Raw genomic sequence first — 15,076 nt, 5'->3', positions numbered from 1 at the left:
CGGGTCGCGCGGTGCGGACGGCGCTCCGTGATCCGTGCCGGACCGCGCCCGAGGGGACTACCGACGGTGAGCGCCCGAGGGGGTCAGGCGCCGCGGTTGCCCCGGATCGTCGTGCCGTCGGCACGGTCGGTGATCGGCGCCGGGTGGCCGATCCCGGTGACGTCGTTGTGCTCGATCACGACCCCGGTGGACGCCGGCGACACCCGGATCGCCCGGGCGTCCGTCGCGCCGGGGGCGGCCTGGAAGGTCGAGCCGGCGACGCGCGCGCCGGGGGCGCCGAGCAGGTCGACGGCCCAGACGCCGTCGGGGACGTCGGTGAACCGGCTGTCCTCCACCGACAGCGCCGTCACGCCCTGCCCCGGTCCGGCCACGAGCTGGCGCTTGCCGGCTGCGCCGGTGAACGTGCAGCCCCGCACCACGAGCTGGTCGACCTGGTCGGCGACGAGGGTCAGCGGGGACGCGCCCGACGGCGCGGTGAAGACGCAGCCGTCGAAGGTGACGGCGCTGATGCCCGGCCCGCCGATGCGCACCGTGCTGTTGACCGGGCGGGTGACGTCGGTCCGGGTGAAGGTGATCCCGGAGATCGACCCGCGCGAGGCCGGGTCGGTCTGGATGCGGATCTCCTGAGTCTCCGCGTCGGCGGCGCCCGACATGTCCACCGAGCAGTCGGTGAACGAGACGCCGGCGATGCGGCCCTGGCTGTGCGTGTTCTTGACGACGATGCCGCGGTTGGTGCCCGCCCCGCGGCAGTCGCGGAAGGAGCAGTCGACGACCGAGGCGGACATGTCGGTCGTGCCGGGCTCCCCGCCGGTGAACTCCAGCAGCGCCACCATGAACCGGCTGGTGGTGCTGGTGCCGGTGCACCCGACGAAGCTGCCGCCGGTGATGTCCATGTCGTAGAGGACGGCGTCGGGGTTGCCGATCGGCACGAACTGCAGGCAGTCGTCGCCGGACTCCACGTGGCAGCCGGTCGCGAGGAAGTCCGCACCGCCGACCACCCGGATCCCGCCGGTGCCGGTGGACACCGCGCTGTTGCGGATGGTGACGCCGTCCATGCGACCCCGGTCGCCGGCGAACATCACGGCCTGCCCGCCGGCGTAGGTGTCGATGGTGAACTCGCGCAGCTGCACGTCGTCGCCGTACAGCGCCAGGACCACGCCGGTGCTGCTGTGGTCCCGGGCGCCGATCGTGCCCGGCCCGGTGATCTGCACGCCGTCCGCCTTCACCGCGAGGTCGCGGTTGCGCAGGAACGCGTTGACCAGCCCGGTCTCGGCCGCCCAGTCCTTGAGCAGGTGCGCGCCGCGGGCCAGTTGCAGCCGCGCGCCGGTGGTCAGGAGCAGGCCGGCGGTGCAGCGGTAGGTGCCGGCCGGGACGACCGCGACCGCCCCCTGCGCGGTGGAGGCGTCCACCAGGTCCTGCAGGGCCCGGGTGTCGTCGGCGCGGCCGTCGCCCACGGCGCCGAAGTCCCGCGGGTCGAGCGCACCGCCCGGGGCGGGCGACGCCGACGCCGCGGGCGGGGTGCTCGACGGGGACGGCGCCGCGGGCGCGCCCGACGGGGACGGCGCCGGGGTGCGGAGCGCGGACACCACGGGCACCGCGACCACCCCGGCCACCCCGAGCAGCAGCGCGTTCCGGCGGGTCACCAGCCGGCCGCCCGCGGAGGACGGCTCGGGGGTGCCCGCCGGACGCGGCCGGTCCGGGACGCCGTGGTCCATCAGGCCGGCAGACTACGACCGGACCGGTCAGGCGCCGGTGTTGGCCGCCACCACCGTGCCGACGCCGCGGTCCAGGACCGGCGCGGCGTGGCTGATGCCGGAGACGTCGTTCCTCTCCACGACCACGTTGGCGGCCTCCGGCAGCACCCGGACGGCGCGGGCGGTCGCCGCCCCGGCGAGAGCGGTGAAGGTCGACCCGGTGATCGTGGCGCCGGTGGCGGACATGACGTCGACGCCGAAGAACGTGTTCCCGATGTCGGTGAAGCGGCTGCCGTCGACGACCAGGTTGGTCACCGGGGCGGTCGGACCGGCCACCAGCAGCCGCTTGCTCGTCGCCACGCCGGTGGCGTTCTTCGCGGTGCCGCTGAACGAGCACCCCCGGAACGTGACGCCGGAGGCGCCGTCCACCACGGCGACGAGCGGAGCGGCGCCGGACGGCGCGGCGAAGTCGCAGGTGTCGAAGGTCAGGCCGCTGATGTTGGGGCCGCCGACCCGCAGGATGCTGTTCACCGGGTTGGTGATGCTGGTCCGGGTGAAGGTGACCCCCGTGATGGCGCCGCCCGTGCCGGCGTCGGTCTGGATGCGGATCTCCTGCGTCGACGCGTCCGCGGCGCCGGCCATGTCGACCGTGCAGTCGGTGAAGGCGATCCGCTCGATGCTGCCCGTGCTGTGGCTGTTCTTGACCACGATGCCCCGGTTGGTCGCCGCGCCACTGCACCGCTCGAAGGCGCAGTCGGTCACCGAGGCGTTCATGTCCGTCGTGCCGGGCTCGCCACCGGTGAACTCGAGCAGCGCGACCATGAACCGGCTCACGGTGCTGAGCCCGGTGCAGTCGACGAACCGGCCCCGCGCGATGCTCTGGTTGTAGAGGGCGGGCTCGGCCAGCGGATTGCCGATCGGCACGAACTGGTAGCAGTCGTCGCCGGACTCGACGTGACAGTTCGTGCCCAGGAAGTCGCTGCCCCCGAACACCCGGATGCCGCCGGTGCCGGTCTCCTCCGCGCTGTTGCGGATGGTGACCTTGTCGATCCGGCCCCGGTCGCCGGCGTACATGATCGCCTGGCCGCCGGAGTAGGTGTCGATGGTGAGGTCGCGCAGCAGCACGTCGTGCCCGTAGAGGCCGATCACCACACCGGTCTTGGTGTGGTCGCGGGCGCCCATCGTCCCGGGCCCGGTGATCTGCACGCCGGTGAGCGGCTGCGACAGGTCGGCGTTGCGCAGCAGGGCGTCCTGCAGGCCGACCGGCGCGACCCAGTCCTTGAGCAGCCGGGCGCCGCGGGCGAGGTACAGCTGCGTCCCGGACGGCACGAGGAGGCTGGCGGTGATCCGGTAGGTGCCCTTGGGGATCATCCCGATCTGCTTGCGGCGCGCCGAGCTCTCGATCAGCCGCTGGACCGCGCGGGTGTCGTCCCGGACGCCGTCCCCCCTCGCGCCGAAGTCCTTGAGGTCCAGGACGTTCTCCTCGTCGCCCACCGTGCGCAGCCCGCCTCCCGGGGCCGCCGGCGTCGGGCCGCCGAGGAACGGCACGGCGGCCAGGCCGGACGCGCCCAGGAACAGCAGGCCGCGGCGGCTCAGCTCGGGGCCGCTGGGCGTGCGGCGGGCTCTGCGGGTGCGGTCGGACATCGGGGGGCTCTCGTTTCGGGGGAGGCGCCGGCCGGGCCGGAGCGGGCTCGTGCGGGGGACGGGGAGCGGTGCAGCGGGTGGAGCCGGGAGCTCAGCGGGCGGCGGACCGCACGGCCGTGAAGGCCTGCCGGTTCACCGCGGCCACGGTGCGGACGAGGATCACGAGGTCGCGCCAGAGCGACCAGTGCTCGATGTAGGAGTTGTCGAAGCGGGCGCGCTCCTCGATGGAGGTGTCGCCGCGCAGGCCGTGGATCTGGGCCCAGCCGGTGAGGCCGACGGCCAGCCGGTGCCGGTCGCGGTAGCCGTAGACCGAGTCGGCGAACTGCGCGGCGTACGTGCGCTCCTCCGGCCGCGGCCCGACCAGGGACATGTCGCCGCGCAGGATGTTCCACAGCTGCGGCAGCTCGTCCAGGCTGGTCCGGCGCAGGACGTTGCCGATCCGGGTCTGGCGCTGCTCGACGTCGATCTGGCGGGCGTGCATGGTGCTGCGCGGCGAGCCCGTCGTCGCGGCGGCGGACACCGGGGCGGCCGGGCGCAGCGTCCGGAACTTGAGGATCGAGATCTCCGCGCCGTCGTGCCCGGTGCGCGGCTGCCGGAAGAGGATCGGGCCGGGGCTGCTGATCCGCACGGCCAGGGCGAGCAGCGCCATGAGCGGCGCGAGCAGGGTCAGCGAGACCCCGGAGACGGTGACGTCGATGACCCGCTTGACCCGCCACACGCCGCGGCGCAGGGCGGCCCGGCGCACCCGGTGCAGCGGGATGCCCCAGAGGTCCTCGACGTCGGGGCCGTTGGGGGACAGTCCGACGTCGAAGAAGCGGGGGACGATGTAGACCTCGATGTCGCGCTCGGCGGCACTGCGCACCAGGCCGACCAGCTCGGCCTCGCGGGTCGGCCCGTAGGCGACGACGACCTTGCGGACGCCGTAGGTGTCGAGGACCAGGTCGAGGTCCTCCATGAGGCCCAGCGGCTCGCGCTCGTCGAGCGGGGACCCGCTGCTGAGGAACCCGACCCCGCGCAGGCCGTACTCGGGGTGCTCGTCCAGGGTGGTCAGCAGGTCCATCCCGAGCCGGCCGCCGCCGAGGACGAGGGTGGGGGAGCCGACGAGGCGACGCCGGCGCGCGCCGCGGACCAGGGCGTAGCCCAGGCTGCGGCCGGCCACGAAACAGGGGACGGCCCAGAGCAGGTGCACGGCCAGGGCCAGGTCGGCACCCGTGGCGTGCGCGACGGGGGCGACCAGCAGCAGACCGAGGCCGAGTCGGGTGAGGTGACGCGGCGCCTCGTCGAGGGCCGACAGGGAGATCCGCGGCCGGTGCGAGCCGAAGGAGGCGAGCACGGCGAGGGTGCCCACGAGGAGGACCGCCACCTGGGACACGGGCGTGCCCAGCCACAGGGTGGGCAGCGCCAGGGCGACGGCGTCCAGCACGAGCAGCAGGGCCCGGAACAGGCCGCGGTGCTCCCGGGACTCCGCGTCGGGCAGGTGCAGCGCGGCGGAGTCCGGGCGCGGCGCGGTGCGCACCGACCCGTCGAGCACGTGTCGCACGGCCTCGGGATCGAGTGTCTCCCGGATCTGCCGTCCCCCGACGTCGATCATGTCGAACCCCTGCCTGTCGTCGTAGGGAGAGGTTCGTCGGCGGGCGGTGATCGCCACACTCCCGCGCGTGGGTCCGTCCTCCCCCCAATCCGGGGGCGTCGTTGCGCCGGGGCCGGGAGCCGACGCCGGTAGCATCCGGCCGGTGGACGACGCCCCGGACTTCCTGGTCATCGGGGCGGCCAGGAGCGGGACGACCGCGCTGGCGTCTTTCCTGGGGGAGCACCCGGACGTCTTCGTGTCCGACCCCAAGGAGCCGCACTTCCTCGCGTTCCCCGGCGGCGGCCCGCGCTTCGCCGGGCCCGGGGCGGACCTCATCAACCGCACCGCGGTGCGCGACGAGGAGAGCTGGCGGGGGCTGTTCGCCGGCCGGCCGGAGCGCCGCCGCGGCGAGGGGTCGGTGAGCACGCTGTGCTACCCGGAGGCGTCCGTCCCGGCGATCCAGCAGCTGTGCGCCCCCGGCTGCCGGCTGGTCGTCCTGCTCCGGGACCCGGTGGACCGGGCCTTCTCCAGCTGGCAGTACCTGCGCTCGCGGGGGCACGACGCGGGGTCGTTCGAGGAGTGCCTGGCCGCGGAGGAGGAGCGCACCCGGGCGGGCTGGAGCCACATGTGGCAGTTCGCCCGGCTCAGCCGCTACGGCGAGCAGCTCGCGCCGTTCGCCGAGACGTTCGGGGACCGGCTGCTGGTGGTCGTCCAGGAGGAGTTCGCCGCCGACCCCGCCGGTCAGCTGCGGCGGGTCCTGGGGTTCCTGGACGTCGACCCGGACGTGCCGATCGACGCGGCCCGCCCGGTGAACGAGGGGGGCGTCCCGCGCAGCCGGTCGGTCGCCGGCGCCATGGACCTGCTGCGGCGCTCGCCCACCGCCCGCCGGCTGGTCAAGCAGCTGGTGCCCGAGCGGTCCCGGGAGCGCATCCGGTCGGCCAACCTGCGGCAGGCGACCGTCGCCCCCGCGACCCGGCAGCGGCTGGCGGAGTCCTTCGCCGACGACCTGCGCGACCTCCGGCGGATCGTCGGCCGCGACCTGTCCTGCTGGCCCAGCGTCAGCGCCGGGGGAGGGGGCCGGTGAGCGACCGGCTGCGCGTGCTGCAGGTCATCGGCATCACCGTCGGGGGAGCGGCCGAGCACGTGCTCCAGCTGTCGGCCCTGCTCCCGCCCGACCGGTTCGACGTCACCGTCGCCCTCTCCGGCGGCGGGCCGCTGGACGACGAGATCCGGGCCACCGGCCTGCGGGTCGTCGACTACGCGCCCTCCCACGGGGTGGGCCACTTCAAGCAGGCCTCCCCGGACAGCCCGCTGGAGCTGCTCCGCCAGTTCGGGCGGCTGCGCGCCGACATCCGCCGCAACCGGTACGACGTCGTCCACACGCACACGTCGGTGGCCGGCGCGATGGGCCGGGTCGCGGCCTGGAGCTGCCGGACGCCGGTGCGGGTGCACATGGTGCACGCCTTCGCCGGCCACGACGCCGTTCCGCAGCCGCGGCGCACCCTCTTCCGGCTGGCCGAGCGGGCGCTGGACCGGATCACCACGCACACCGTCGTGGGCTCGGTGTTCATGCGCGACGTCGGTCTCCGCTCGCGGGTGCTGCGGCCGGGGCGGGTCACCGTCATCCCCAACGCCAGCCGCATGCCGGTCCGCGACGGCACGGACGCCGACCGTGCCCGGCTGCGCTCGGAGCTCGGGCTGCCGCCGGACGCCCTGCTCGTCGCGCTGATCGGGCGGGTCGAGGAGCAGAAGGGCGCGGACACCCTGGTCCGCGCCGCGGTGGCGGTGACCGCCGCGGTGCCGCGGGCCTCCGTCGTGGTGGTCGGCGACGGCACCCACCGGGCCCGGGTGGAGCGGCTGGCCGCCGAGCTGGGCCTCGCCGGGCGGGTGCACGTCACCGGGTGGCGGCACGACCTGGCCGACGTCGTCCGGGCGATCGACGTCCTGGCCCTGCCGTCGCGCTGGGAGGCGTTCGGCATCGTCAACCTGGAGGCGATGGCGGCGGCCAAGCCGGTGGTCGGCTTCGCCGTCGGCGGGGTCCCGGAGGTCGTCGTCCACGGGGAGACGGGGCTGCTGTCGCCCCCCGGCGCGGAGGACGAGCTCGCCCGGGACCTGGTCCGCGTGCTCACCGACCCGGGGCTGGCGGCGCGTCTCGGAGCGGCCGGCCGGCGCCGCCTGCTCGAGCGGTTCACCCCCGAGGCGATGGTGCGGGCGCACGTCGAGCTCTACGAGCAGCTGGTCACCCGCGGCCGGCGCGCTGCAGCACGTCGTCGATGAGCCCGGCGAAGGTGCGGCCGAGGTCCTCCACCCGGTAGTGCGCGCGGATCAGCGCCGCGCCCCCGGCGCCCATGGCCGCGCGCTCGGCCGGCGGCAGGGCGACCAGGTCGGCGATGCGCTGCCGGATCGACGCCGGGTCCCCGCTGCGGGCCAGCAGGCCGTGCCGCGGCTCCTCGAACACCGGCGGGCGGCCGGAGCAGTCGGTGAAGACCGTCGGGCAGCCGGCGGCCATGGCCTCCATGACGGCCAGCGGCAGCGCCGGGCCCTCCCAGCGGGCGGTGTGCACGTAGCCGTCCACCGCGGCCAGCAGCCGGGGGACGTCGTCGCGCCAGCCGAGGAAGGTGACGGTGCACGCCAGGTCCAGCTCGCGCACCCGGCGGTGCAGCGACGCCTCGTACTCCGCCGTCCGGCGCGCGCCGACCGAGTCCCCGGCCGAGCCGACCAGCGCGACGTGCACCGGCGCGTCGAGGCCGGCCAGGGCCTCCAGCAGCAGGTCCTGGCCCTTCTGCGGGTCCAGCCGGCCGACGTTGAGCAGCAGCACGTCGCCCTCGGCGGCGCCCAGCTCGGCGCGCAGCCGCGCCCGCTCTGCGGCGGCCAGCTCGACCGGCGGGCGCACGGCGATGCCGTTGGGCAGGACGACGGTGCGCTCGGCCGGGACGCCGAAGGCGGTCATCTCGTCCTGCACGACGGTGGAGGTGCAGACGGCCAGCGTGGTCGCCCGGGCCACCACCGTCCGGTACCCGCGGCGCTTGAGCGCGGCCAGCGGCCGCGGGCCCCAGAAGTGGTGCTGGTTCTGCACCATCAGCACGCCGGGGACGCCGGCGCGGGCGGCGGCGAGCAGGGCCGGTGCCCGGTCGCGCTGGTTGACGCCGATCACGCAGCGGCCGCCGTCGCGGCGCACCAGGGCGGCCAGCGCCGGGACGAGCCGGGGGTCCCAGGGCCGCTCCAGCCGCGGCTCGAGGACGGTCCGGGCACCGATGGCGGCGAAGTCGGGGAGGATGCTCGGCACCCCCGGCGGGACGGCGCCGTGCACGAGCGTGAGCTCGTGGCCCGCCCCGCGCAGCGCCTGCGCGAAGCCCAGCGCCATCTTGGCCGCGCCGGTGCGGTCGGGGAGCCGGACGGTCATGACCAGCCGCCCCCCGGCGCGGGTCACGACCGGCCCGTCGCCGCGCGCTCCGGGGACCGCCAGGCGGAGACGTCCAGCCCGGTTCCCCGCTCGAGCAGGTCGAGGTCGGGGCGGAAGGTCTCCACCAGCTGCCGCCGGGTCTCGGGCCGGTAGCTGGTCCGGACGACGTTGCGCCGCACGATCTCCCGGCGCAGCCGGCGGCGCAGCGCCTTCGGCACCAGGGGCGCGACGAACCGCTTGGCCGGGTGCGGGGTGCTGACCAGCCGGCTGAGCAGCGTGCTGCGCGGCTCACCGGACCGGTGCGGATCGGGGTCCACGGTGTGCGGCAGCACCGGCACGCCGAGGAACTCGTGCACCCGGGCCAGGACGGCGTCGGGGTCGGCGGACATGTCCTCGTGCCGCAGCACCAGCAGCTGCTCGCGGGGGAACACCTCGAGCACGTGCGCCAACTGCTCCCCGTACCGGCCCATGGCGGTGTAGTGCCAGATGTGGTGCCAGCCGGCCTCGATCCGGCGGGCCTCGTCGGCCAGCGCCTCCTCGAAGGTGTCGCACGGCTCGAACCCGCGGGTGCGCATGAAGCCGTACGCGGAGAACGCGCGGTCCACCGGGTCGCGGAGCATGCAGACCAGCCGCGCGTCCGGGACGTCGGCCCGGATCCGCTCGATCGCCTCCGGGTAGTACATGGTCGAGACCGACGCCTCGCCGCGCACCTGGTCCGGCCGCGCCCCGCGGTAGAGCGCCCGGTAGGCCTCCGGATCGGTCACCGCCAGCCGGTTGATCGTCTGCCGGTCGCCCGGACCGGTGAACGACGGCGTCGTCCCGGCAAGGGCGTAGTAGTGCGGCTCCTTGGGCTCGGTGAGGAACAGCCGGGGGTGCTCGACCAGGTACTGGTAGAGCGCCGTCGTCCCCGACCGCGCGGCACCGATGATCAGGAACTGGGGGGTCACGATCGGGGTCCCTTCCGCGCCGGTAGCGCGATCGTACGGATGCCCAGCGTGCGGGCCGCCGCCCACGCGAGGTGCAGGTTGCGGGCACTCATCGCCACCGCCGCGGCGGCGGCCACACCGGTCGCGCCCCACGTCGACCCCCACCAGGTCGACAGCGCGACGAACGCCACCGACGACGCCAGCGCGCTGACGGCGACCAGGCGCTGCTGCCCGGCGTGCGAGAGCACCACCGAGCAGGGCCCGGTCCAGGCGTTGACCAGGACACCGACGGCCATGACGAGGGCGGGGACCACGGCGTCGGCGTACTCGTCCCCGAACACGGCGGGCACGAGGACGGGGCCGGCGACGGCGAGGGCCAGGACGGCCGCCGCGGTGACGGCGGTCGACCAGACGGCGGACCGCCGGACCGGCTCGGCGAGGTCGGCGAGCCGGCCGTCGGCGGAGGCGGCGGCGATCCGCGGGGCCAGCGTCCGCATGCCGATCGCCACCGGGACCGCGAACAGCACCGCGATGCGCACCGCGACGGCGAACACGGCGACCTCGGCGACCGGCGCGAGCGCGGCGAGCAGCCACGTGCCGGCCTGGGGCACGGTGACCGACGCCAGGGTCGCCAGCGTGAACGGCCCGCCCGAGCGCAGCAGCTGCCACGGCGAGGAGTCGGCCTCCGTGGCCTGCCGGCTGCGCACCTCCTGGAACAGCCACAGCACGCCGACGAGGTAGCACGCCGTCTCCAGCCCGACGGCCCACCACAGCGCCGTCTCCAGGGACGGGAGGACGCTCGCCGTGGTGGCCAGCAGCACGACCAGGCCGATCAGCAGGACCCGGCGGACGTGCTCGCCGAACACCAGCGACAGGCCGAAGCGGCCGCGGGCGCGGAAGGCGTTGACCAGAACCGGCCCGACGGCGGCGACCGGCAGCCAGGCGGCGACGAGGAGGACCAGGGGGCGGTAGGCCTCCGGAGGGGTGCCCGACGCGGCGGCGAGGGGGCCGACGCCGCCCCACCAGAGCGCCCCGACCACGACCACGCCGACGGCCTGCGCGGCGAGCAGCCGGCGCAGCAGGCTCGCGTGCGTGCGGGTGTCCCCGCGGGCCAGGGCGATCGTCGCGACCTGGGTCAGCCCGTACTGGGCGAGCACCGAGAGGAAGGTCAGCCAGCTCAGCCCCCACGACAGCGCGCCGAACTCCTCCGGCGGCAGCAGTCGCGCCCCGACCACGGTCAACAGGAACGCGCTGGCGATCGCGGCGAGCTGGCCCGCGGCGACGAGGGCCGCGTCGCGCCGCAGGGCGCCGTGCTGCCCGACGCCACCGGGACGGTGTGCCACAGCGGTCAAGAGGCGGACGCCGCCGGCCCGGGTGCGCCCTCCGGCAGCGCCGGCGCGGAGGCGGACTCCGGGCTGGTCCCCACGTCGCTGTCGCGGCGGGCGAACAGGTTGACCAGGAGGGCCACGGCGATGATCGGCAGGCCGATCCCGACCCACTTGGGCAGCGAGGTCACCCAGAAGCCGCCGGGGAAGATGCGCACCGCGAAGACCAGGCTGAAGCCCCAGACCAGCGGGTCGCGCAGGAAGCGGCGCAGAGCGAGCTGGCCGGCGCGGGCGAGCAGCCCGCTGACCAGGCCGCCCAGGAGGACGCCGAGCACCCCGAAGTTCACGTACCAGTCGCCCGCGGCGGTGGCCGGGAAGCCGTTGTTGCGGTCGATGTAGGTCTGCGCCAGCTGGACGGCCGGGGAGACGAACGGGTCCTGCCGGCCGGCGATCGCCGAGGGCACCGCGGCCACGGTGCCGTCCACGAAGTCCTGGCCGTTCCGGAAGTCGAACTCCTCGGGCCAGTCGTCGAGCAGCAGCAGCAGCGAGTCGTAGAAGGTGTTGTTGGTGGCCACGGCCATCATCCGCACCGTGCTCTGGCCCTGGATGGTGGGCGCGAGGTCGCCCCACAGCACGGTGTCGCGCGCCGTCCGCAGCGAGAAGGCCAGCAGCAGCGCGAGCACCGGCACGAGCAGGAACCGCCGCCGCCAGCGCGGGTCGCGCAGCCAGTCCCAGCCGGTGCGCAGGGCGGCCCGGCGTCCGATCGAGCCGAAGATCAGCGAGCCGGCCACCAGCGCGATCACCGAGATGACCGGCACGTCCCGGGCGCCCCACGTCCAGCTCAGGTAGCCGTTGAGCGCGACCAGGCCAAGGGCGACCAGCCGCAGCAGCGGTGCCTTCCGCACCGAGAAGAAGGCGGCGACGCCGAACAGCGCGGCGAGCATCGGGATCGAGCGCAGCGCGCGGCTCTCGGCGATGTCGCGGTCGACCTTGGCCGCCTGGATCAGGCCGGCCGGCCCGCCGTACCGGATCCACAGCAGCACCGTGGCGGCGAACGCCACCGTGGTCAGCGCGGCGGCGAGCAGCAGCAGCGTCCGCGGCGGCAGGGAGCCGCGGCTCATCGGGTAGAGCAGCCGGGCCGGGCCGACCAGCGGGGACAGCCAGCGGGCGCCCGCCCAGATCCCGAGCAGGAACAGGACGACGACCGCCTGGCCCAGGACGATCAGCTTCTCGGTCTCCCGGGCGGAGAACAGCTCGGTCGGGAACGGCGTGTCGAGCCCCGTGGCCAGCACCAGCGGGCGCCACAGCAGCTGCAGCGCCAGGTAGTAGAGGGTGAGGGCCATCAGGTCCAGCGGGTGGTGCACCAGGCGGTGGTAGACCCAGATCCAGACCACGATCGAGGTGAGGACCGCGAGCAGGGGCACGATCACGAGCGCACCTCCAGCGGCGTGGGTCCCCGCCGCGGCCACCGGCGGACGCCGCGTGGTACGGCGGCGCGAGGGTAGCGCAGCCACCCGGGTTTCCCGGCGCACCTGCCCTAACATCCCGACGGTGCGTCCAGGCCCCAGGTTGATGATCGTCGGCGCCCCCAAGAGCGGGTCGACCGCACTGTTCCAGTACCTCGCCGGGCACCCCGACGTCCGCGCGCACGTGCACCGCGAGATGCCCTTCTTCGGCCGGGACGAGGAGTTCGCCGGCGGCTGGCCCCGGGCGGTCGAGAAGTACTACGACCCCGGCGTCGGCGACGCGCCGCTGGTCGGCAAGCACACGATGGCCCTGTACGACCCGGTCGCGCTGCGGCGGATCGCGGAGACGACGGACGCGGTGGTGGTCGCCGTCCTGCGGAACCCGGTGTCGCGGGCGTACTCGCACTACCAGTACGCGCGGCTGCGCGGCTGGGAGGACGCCGCCACCTTCGAGGAGGGCCTGGCGCGCGAGGCCGGCCGCCCCGCCGGCACCCCGCCGGCGGCCCGCGACATGCACTACACGGGCGACGGTGTGTACGCGCCGCACGTCCGGGAACTGTTCGCGGCCGTGCCCGCCGAGCGCCGGCGGGTCTACCTGTCCGACGACCTGCGGACCGGTGCGGCCCGCGTGTGCGCCGAGCTGTTCGAGCTGGCCGGCCTCCCGCCGTACGAGCCCGACGTGGCGCGCGGGCACAACGAGGCCCGGGCACCGCGGTCGGCCCGCTTCGCCCGCGTCTTCCTCGCCGCCCAGCAGCCCGGGAGCCCGCTGCGCCGGCTGGCCGCGCGGGTGCCGAGCCGCACCCTCTACCGCGCCCGCTACCTGGTGAACCGGCTGAACGAGGGGCCGGCGCCGTCGGCGCCGATGGACCCGGCGACCGCCGCCCGGCTGCGCGAGCGGTTCCGTGGGCCCAACGCCGAGCTCGCCGAGTTGCTCGGCCGGTCACTCGCCGCATGGGAATCGTGACCCGTCAGGACACAACTTTCCGCGTGGCCGCCGGTACCTTGACGCCGTGCTGGACACCACCCCTGACGACACCGCGCGCCCGATGCCCGAGCGGGGCGCCGTCACCCACCGGGCGCAGCGGCCGGCCGACGCCGACCCCGGCCTCCGGGAGTACCTGTCGGCCGTGGGCCGGTGGTGGTGGCTGGCTCTGCTGGTCTTCCTGCTGGTCCTCGGCGCGGCCATCGGCTCGCTGTCGGTGATCGACCCGGTCTACCGCTCGGAGGCCACGGTCCTCCTGCGCACCGAGGACAGCCGGCAGCTGTTCCCGCGCACCGCCGGCGCCGCCGTCGTCCGGACGCCCGGCGCCGAGCTCCTCTACGCCCAGAGCGACACGTTCCAGGACCGGGCCCGGGAGGCCGCCGGGGAGGACGTCGAGGTGGAGGTGCGGGCGACGCCGGAGTCCAGCGCGCTGGTCTTCGCCGCCGAGGCCAACGACCGGGAGGCGGCGCGGGAGGCGGCGCAGACCTGGGCCGAGACCTACGTGACGGCCCGGCACGAGGACGACCGCGCCCAGACCCAGCGGCTGCGCGACCTGCTGGTCGGCGACCGGGACGCGCTGAACAACCGGCGCGGCGAGATCCTCGGTCCGGTCGCCGCGCTCGACGAGGCGGTGGCCAACGAGACCGACCCGATCGAGCTGTCCCGGCTGCTCAACCAGCGGCTGGCCGTCCAGCGCAGCCTCGCCGGCGAGCTCGACCCGCTCGAGGCCCAGATCCGCCAGCTCAACAGCCAGATCACCGGGCTCGACATCGACCTGCGCGTGCTCGAGGACCCCCAGGCCGTCGCGCGGGTCAGCAGCGCGGCCGAGCCGGCCGAGGAGCGGGCCAACGGGTCGCTGACCCAGAGCGTCGCCGTCGGCGTCCTCGGCGGGCTGGTGCTCGCCGCGGCGGCGGTGGCCGCCGCCCAGGCGCTCTGGCCGCGCCGCCGCTGACGGCGCGGGCGTCCGCCGTCGGGAGCGGCGCCGTCAGGAGCGGCGCCCTCAGGAGCGGGCGCTGACCACCTCGGGGTGCCGGGCGAACCAGTCGATCGTCCGCTTGAGGCCGTCGTCCAGGGAGACCTGGGGTTCCCAGCCCAGCGCCCGGCGCGCCAGCGTGATGTCGGGCTGGCGGACCGTCGGGTCGTCCTCGGGGCGGGGGATGAACTCGATCGGCGAGTCCGACCCGGTCAGTGCCTTGACCCGCTCGGCGAGCTCCAGGACGGGGATCTCGTGCGGGTTGCCGATGTTCATCGGCCCCGGTTCGTCGGACAGCAGGAACCGGATCAGGCCCTCGACCAGGTCGCTGACGTAGCAGACCGACCGGGTCTGGCTGCCGTCACCGGCGACGGTCAGCGGCTCCCCGGCCAGCGCCTGGCGGATGAACGTCGGGATCGCCCGGCCGTCGAAGGGCCGCATGCGCGGGCCGTAGGTGTTGAAGATGCGCACGATCGCGGTGTCCACCCCGTTCGTGCGCCGGTAGGCGGAGGTGAGCGCCTCGGCGAAGCGCTTGGCCTCGTCGTAGACGCCGCGCGGGCCGACCGGGTTCACGTTGCCCCAGTACGACTCCGGCTGCGGGTGCACCAGCGGGTCGCCGTAGGCCTCGGACGTGGAGGCGAGCAGGAACCGCGCCTGCTTCTCCTTGGCCAGCCCCAGCGAGTGCAGGGTGCCGATGGAGCCGACCTTCATCGTCTGGATCGGCAGCTCGGCGTAGTCGATCGGGGAGGCGGGCGAGGCGAAGTGCAGGACGTGGTCCACCGGCCCCGGGACGTGGACGTAGTCGGTCACGTCGGCGCGCACCAGCCGGAAGCCGAGGCGTTCCATCAGGTGCGCGACGTTGGCCGGCGTCCCGGTCAGGAAGTTGTCCAGGCAGAGCACCTCGATGTCCCGGTCGAGCAGCGCCTCGCACAGGTGTGACCCCAGGAAGCCCGCCCCGCCGGTCACCACAGCACGGGTCATGGAGAGGTCCTCTCGTCGCGGGCGGGCAGGACGGTCGTCCCCCCGGCGGGTCGGACCGCCGACGGTAGCGCGCCGGTGCGCGACCGGCCTCCCCTCATCGGGGGAGAGCGCC

Annotated in this window: 12 protein-coding genes; 4 read left to right on the top strand and 8 right to left on the bottom strand. The window is 75.2% G+C overall.

The genetic code is table 11. The features are described from left to right. Nucleotides 1–83: 83 nt before the first annotated feature. The 3 genes from MY520_RS05790 to MY520_RS05780 form a co-directional block, all read right to left on the bottom strand. Nucleotides 84–1,715 carry a glycosyl hydrolase family 28-related protein gene (locus MY520_RS05790; protein WP_436690995.1) on the bottom strand — a complete coding sequence of 544 codons (1,632 nt, stop codon included), beginning with the start codon at nt 1,713–1,715 and terminating at the stop codon, nt 84–86. Nucleotides 1,716–1,742: 27 nt separating this feature from the next. Beyond that, nucleotides 1,743–3,338 carry a glycosyl hydrolase family 28-related protein gene (locus MY520_RS05785; protein WP_436690993.1) on the bottom strand — a complete coding sequence of 532 codons (1,596 nt, stop codon included), beginning with the start codon at nt 3,336–3,338 and terminating at the stop codon, nt 1,743–1,745. A 91-nt stretch (nt 3,339–3,429) separates the two neighbouring features. After that, nucleotides 3,430–4,929: an exopolysaccharide biosynthesis polyprenyl glycosylphosphotransferase gene (locus MY520_RS05780; protein WP_436690991.1), complete on the bottom strand. Its 1,500-nt coding sequence runs from the start codon at nt 4,927–4,929 to the stop codon at nt 3,430–3,432. Nucleotides 4,930–5,071: 142 nt separating this feature from the next. Here MY520_RS05780 and MY520_RS05775 point away from each other — a divergent pair, with 142 nt between their 5' ends. Together MY520_RS05775 and MY520_RS05770 are read left to right on the top strand one after the other, a co-directional pair. Beyond that, nucleotides 5,072–5,992 carry a sulfotransferase family protein gene (locus MY520_RS05775; protein WP_436690989.1) on the top strand — a complete coding sequence of 307 codons (921 nt, stop codon included), beginning with the start codon at nt 5,072–5,074 and terminating at the stop codon, nt 5,990–5,992. Next, the gene (locus tag MY520_RS05770) at nt 5,989–7,185 is read left to right on the top strand and encodes a glycosyltransferase (RefSeq protein WP_436690987.1); all 1,197 of its coding nucleotides are present in this window, start codon (nt 5,989–5,991) and stop codon (nt 7,183–7,185) included. Before MY520_RS05775 ends, MY520_RS05770 begins: the two co-directional genes overlap by 4 nt. On the opposite strand, the gene MY520_RS05765 is transcribed toward MY520_RS05770, so the two are convergent. Genes MY520_RS05765 through MY520_RS05750 form a run of 4 tightly spaced genes read right to left on the bottom strand, consistent with a single transcriptional unit; the run spans nt 7,148 to nt 11,992 of the window. Then, nucleotides 7,148–8,338, bottom strand: a complete 1,191-nt coding sequence (locus MY520_RS05765; RefSeq protein WP_436690985.1) for a glycosyltransferase family 4 protein — start codon at nt 8,336–8,338, stop codon at nt 7,148–7,150. The two genes, MY520_RS05770 and MY520_RS05765, sit on opposite strands and share 38 nt — an antisense overlap. Beyond that, nucleotides 8,335–9,258 carry a sulfotransferase family protein gene (locus MY520_RS05760; protein ID WP_436690983.1) on the bottom strand — a complete coding sequence of 308 codons (924 nt, stop codon included), beginning with the start codon at nt 9,256–9,258 and terminating at the stop codon, nt 8,335–8,337. Before MY520_RS05760 ends, MY520_RS05765 begins: the two co-directional genes overlap by 4 nt. Continuing rightward, nucleotides 9,255–10,580 (bottom strand): lipopolysaccharide biosynthesis protein, encoded by a 1,326-nt coding sequence (locus MY520_RS05755; protein ID WP_436690981.1) that lies wholly within the window; start codon nt 10,578–10,580, stop codon nt 9,255–9,257. The genes MY520_RS05760 and MY520_RS05755 overlap by 4 nt, the downstream gene beginning before the upstream one ends. A gap of 5 nt (nt 10,581–10,585) precedes the next feature. After that, a complete protein-coding gene (locus MY520_RS05750) occupies nt 10,586–11,992 on the bottom strand; it encodes a hypothetical protein (RefSeq protein ID WP_436690979.1) in 1,407 nt (468 codons plus the stop codon). 121 nt (nt 11,993–12,113) lie between these two features. On the opposite strand from MY520_RS05750, the gene MY520_RS05745 reads away from it, so the two are divergent. Next, nucleotides 12,114–12,992, top strand: a complete 879-nt coding sequence (locus MY520_RS05745) for a sulfotransferase domain-containing protein (protein WP_436690977.1) — start codon at nt 12,114–12,116, stop codon at nt 12,990–12,992. Between the two features lie 46 nt (nt 12,993–13,038). Further along, nucleotides 13,039–13,962, top strand: a complete 924-nt coding sequence (locus tag MY520_RS05740) for a hypothetical protein (RefSeq protein ID WP_436690975.1) — start codon at nt 13,039–13,041, stop codon at nt 13,960–13,962. A 48-nt stretch (nt 13,963–14,010) separates the two neighbouring features. Here MY520_RS05740 and MY520_RS05735 read toward each other — a convergent pair whose 3' ends face one another. Further along, on the bottom strand, nt 14,011–14,964 hold the full coding sequence (locus MY520_RS05735) for a UDP-glucuronic acid decarboxylase family protein (protein WP_436690973.1): 954 nt from the start codon (nt 14,962–14,964) through the stop codon (nt 14,011–14,013). Nucleotides 14,965–15,076 lie beyond the last annotated feature (112 nt).

The organism is Geodermatophilus sp. CPCC 205506, assembly GCF_051383635.1.
GTDB lineage: Bacteria > Actinomycetota > Actinomycetes > Mycobacteriales > Geodermatophilaceae > Geodermatophilus.
Note: the sequence above shows the minus strand (reverse complement) of the source record. Positions and strands in the feature narration are given on the sequence as shown.

Coding starts and splice junctions, on each gene's coding strand:
- MY520_RS05735 (WP_436690973.1), bottom strand. CDS start 14,964: ATGACCCGTGCTGTGGTGACCGGCGGGGCGGGCTTCCTGGGGTCACAC.
- MY520_RS05790 (WP_436690995.1), bottom strand. CDS start 1,715: ATGGACCACGGCGTCCCGGACCGGCCGCGTCCGGCGGGCACCCCCGAG.
- MY520_RS05780 (WP_436690991.1), bottom strand. CDS start 4,929: ATGATCGACGTCGGGGGACGGCAGATCCGGGAGACACTCGATCCCGAG.
- MY520_RS05785 (WP_436690993.1), bottom strand. CDS start 3,338: ATGTCCGACCGCACCCGCAGAGCCCGCCGCACGCCCAGCGGCCCCGAG.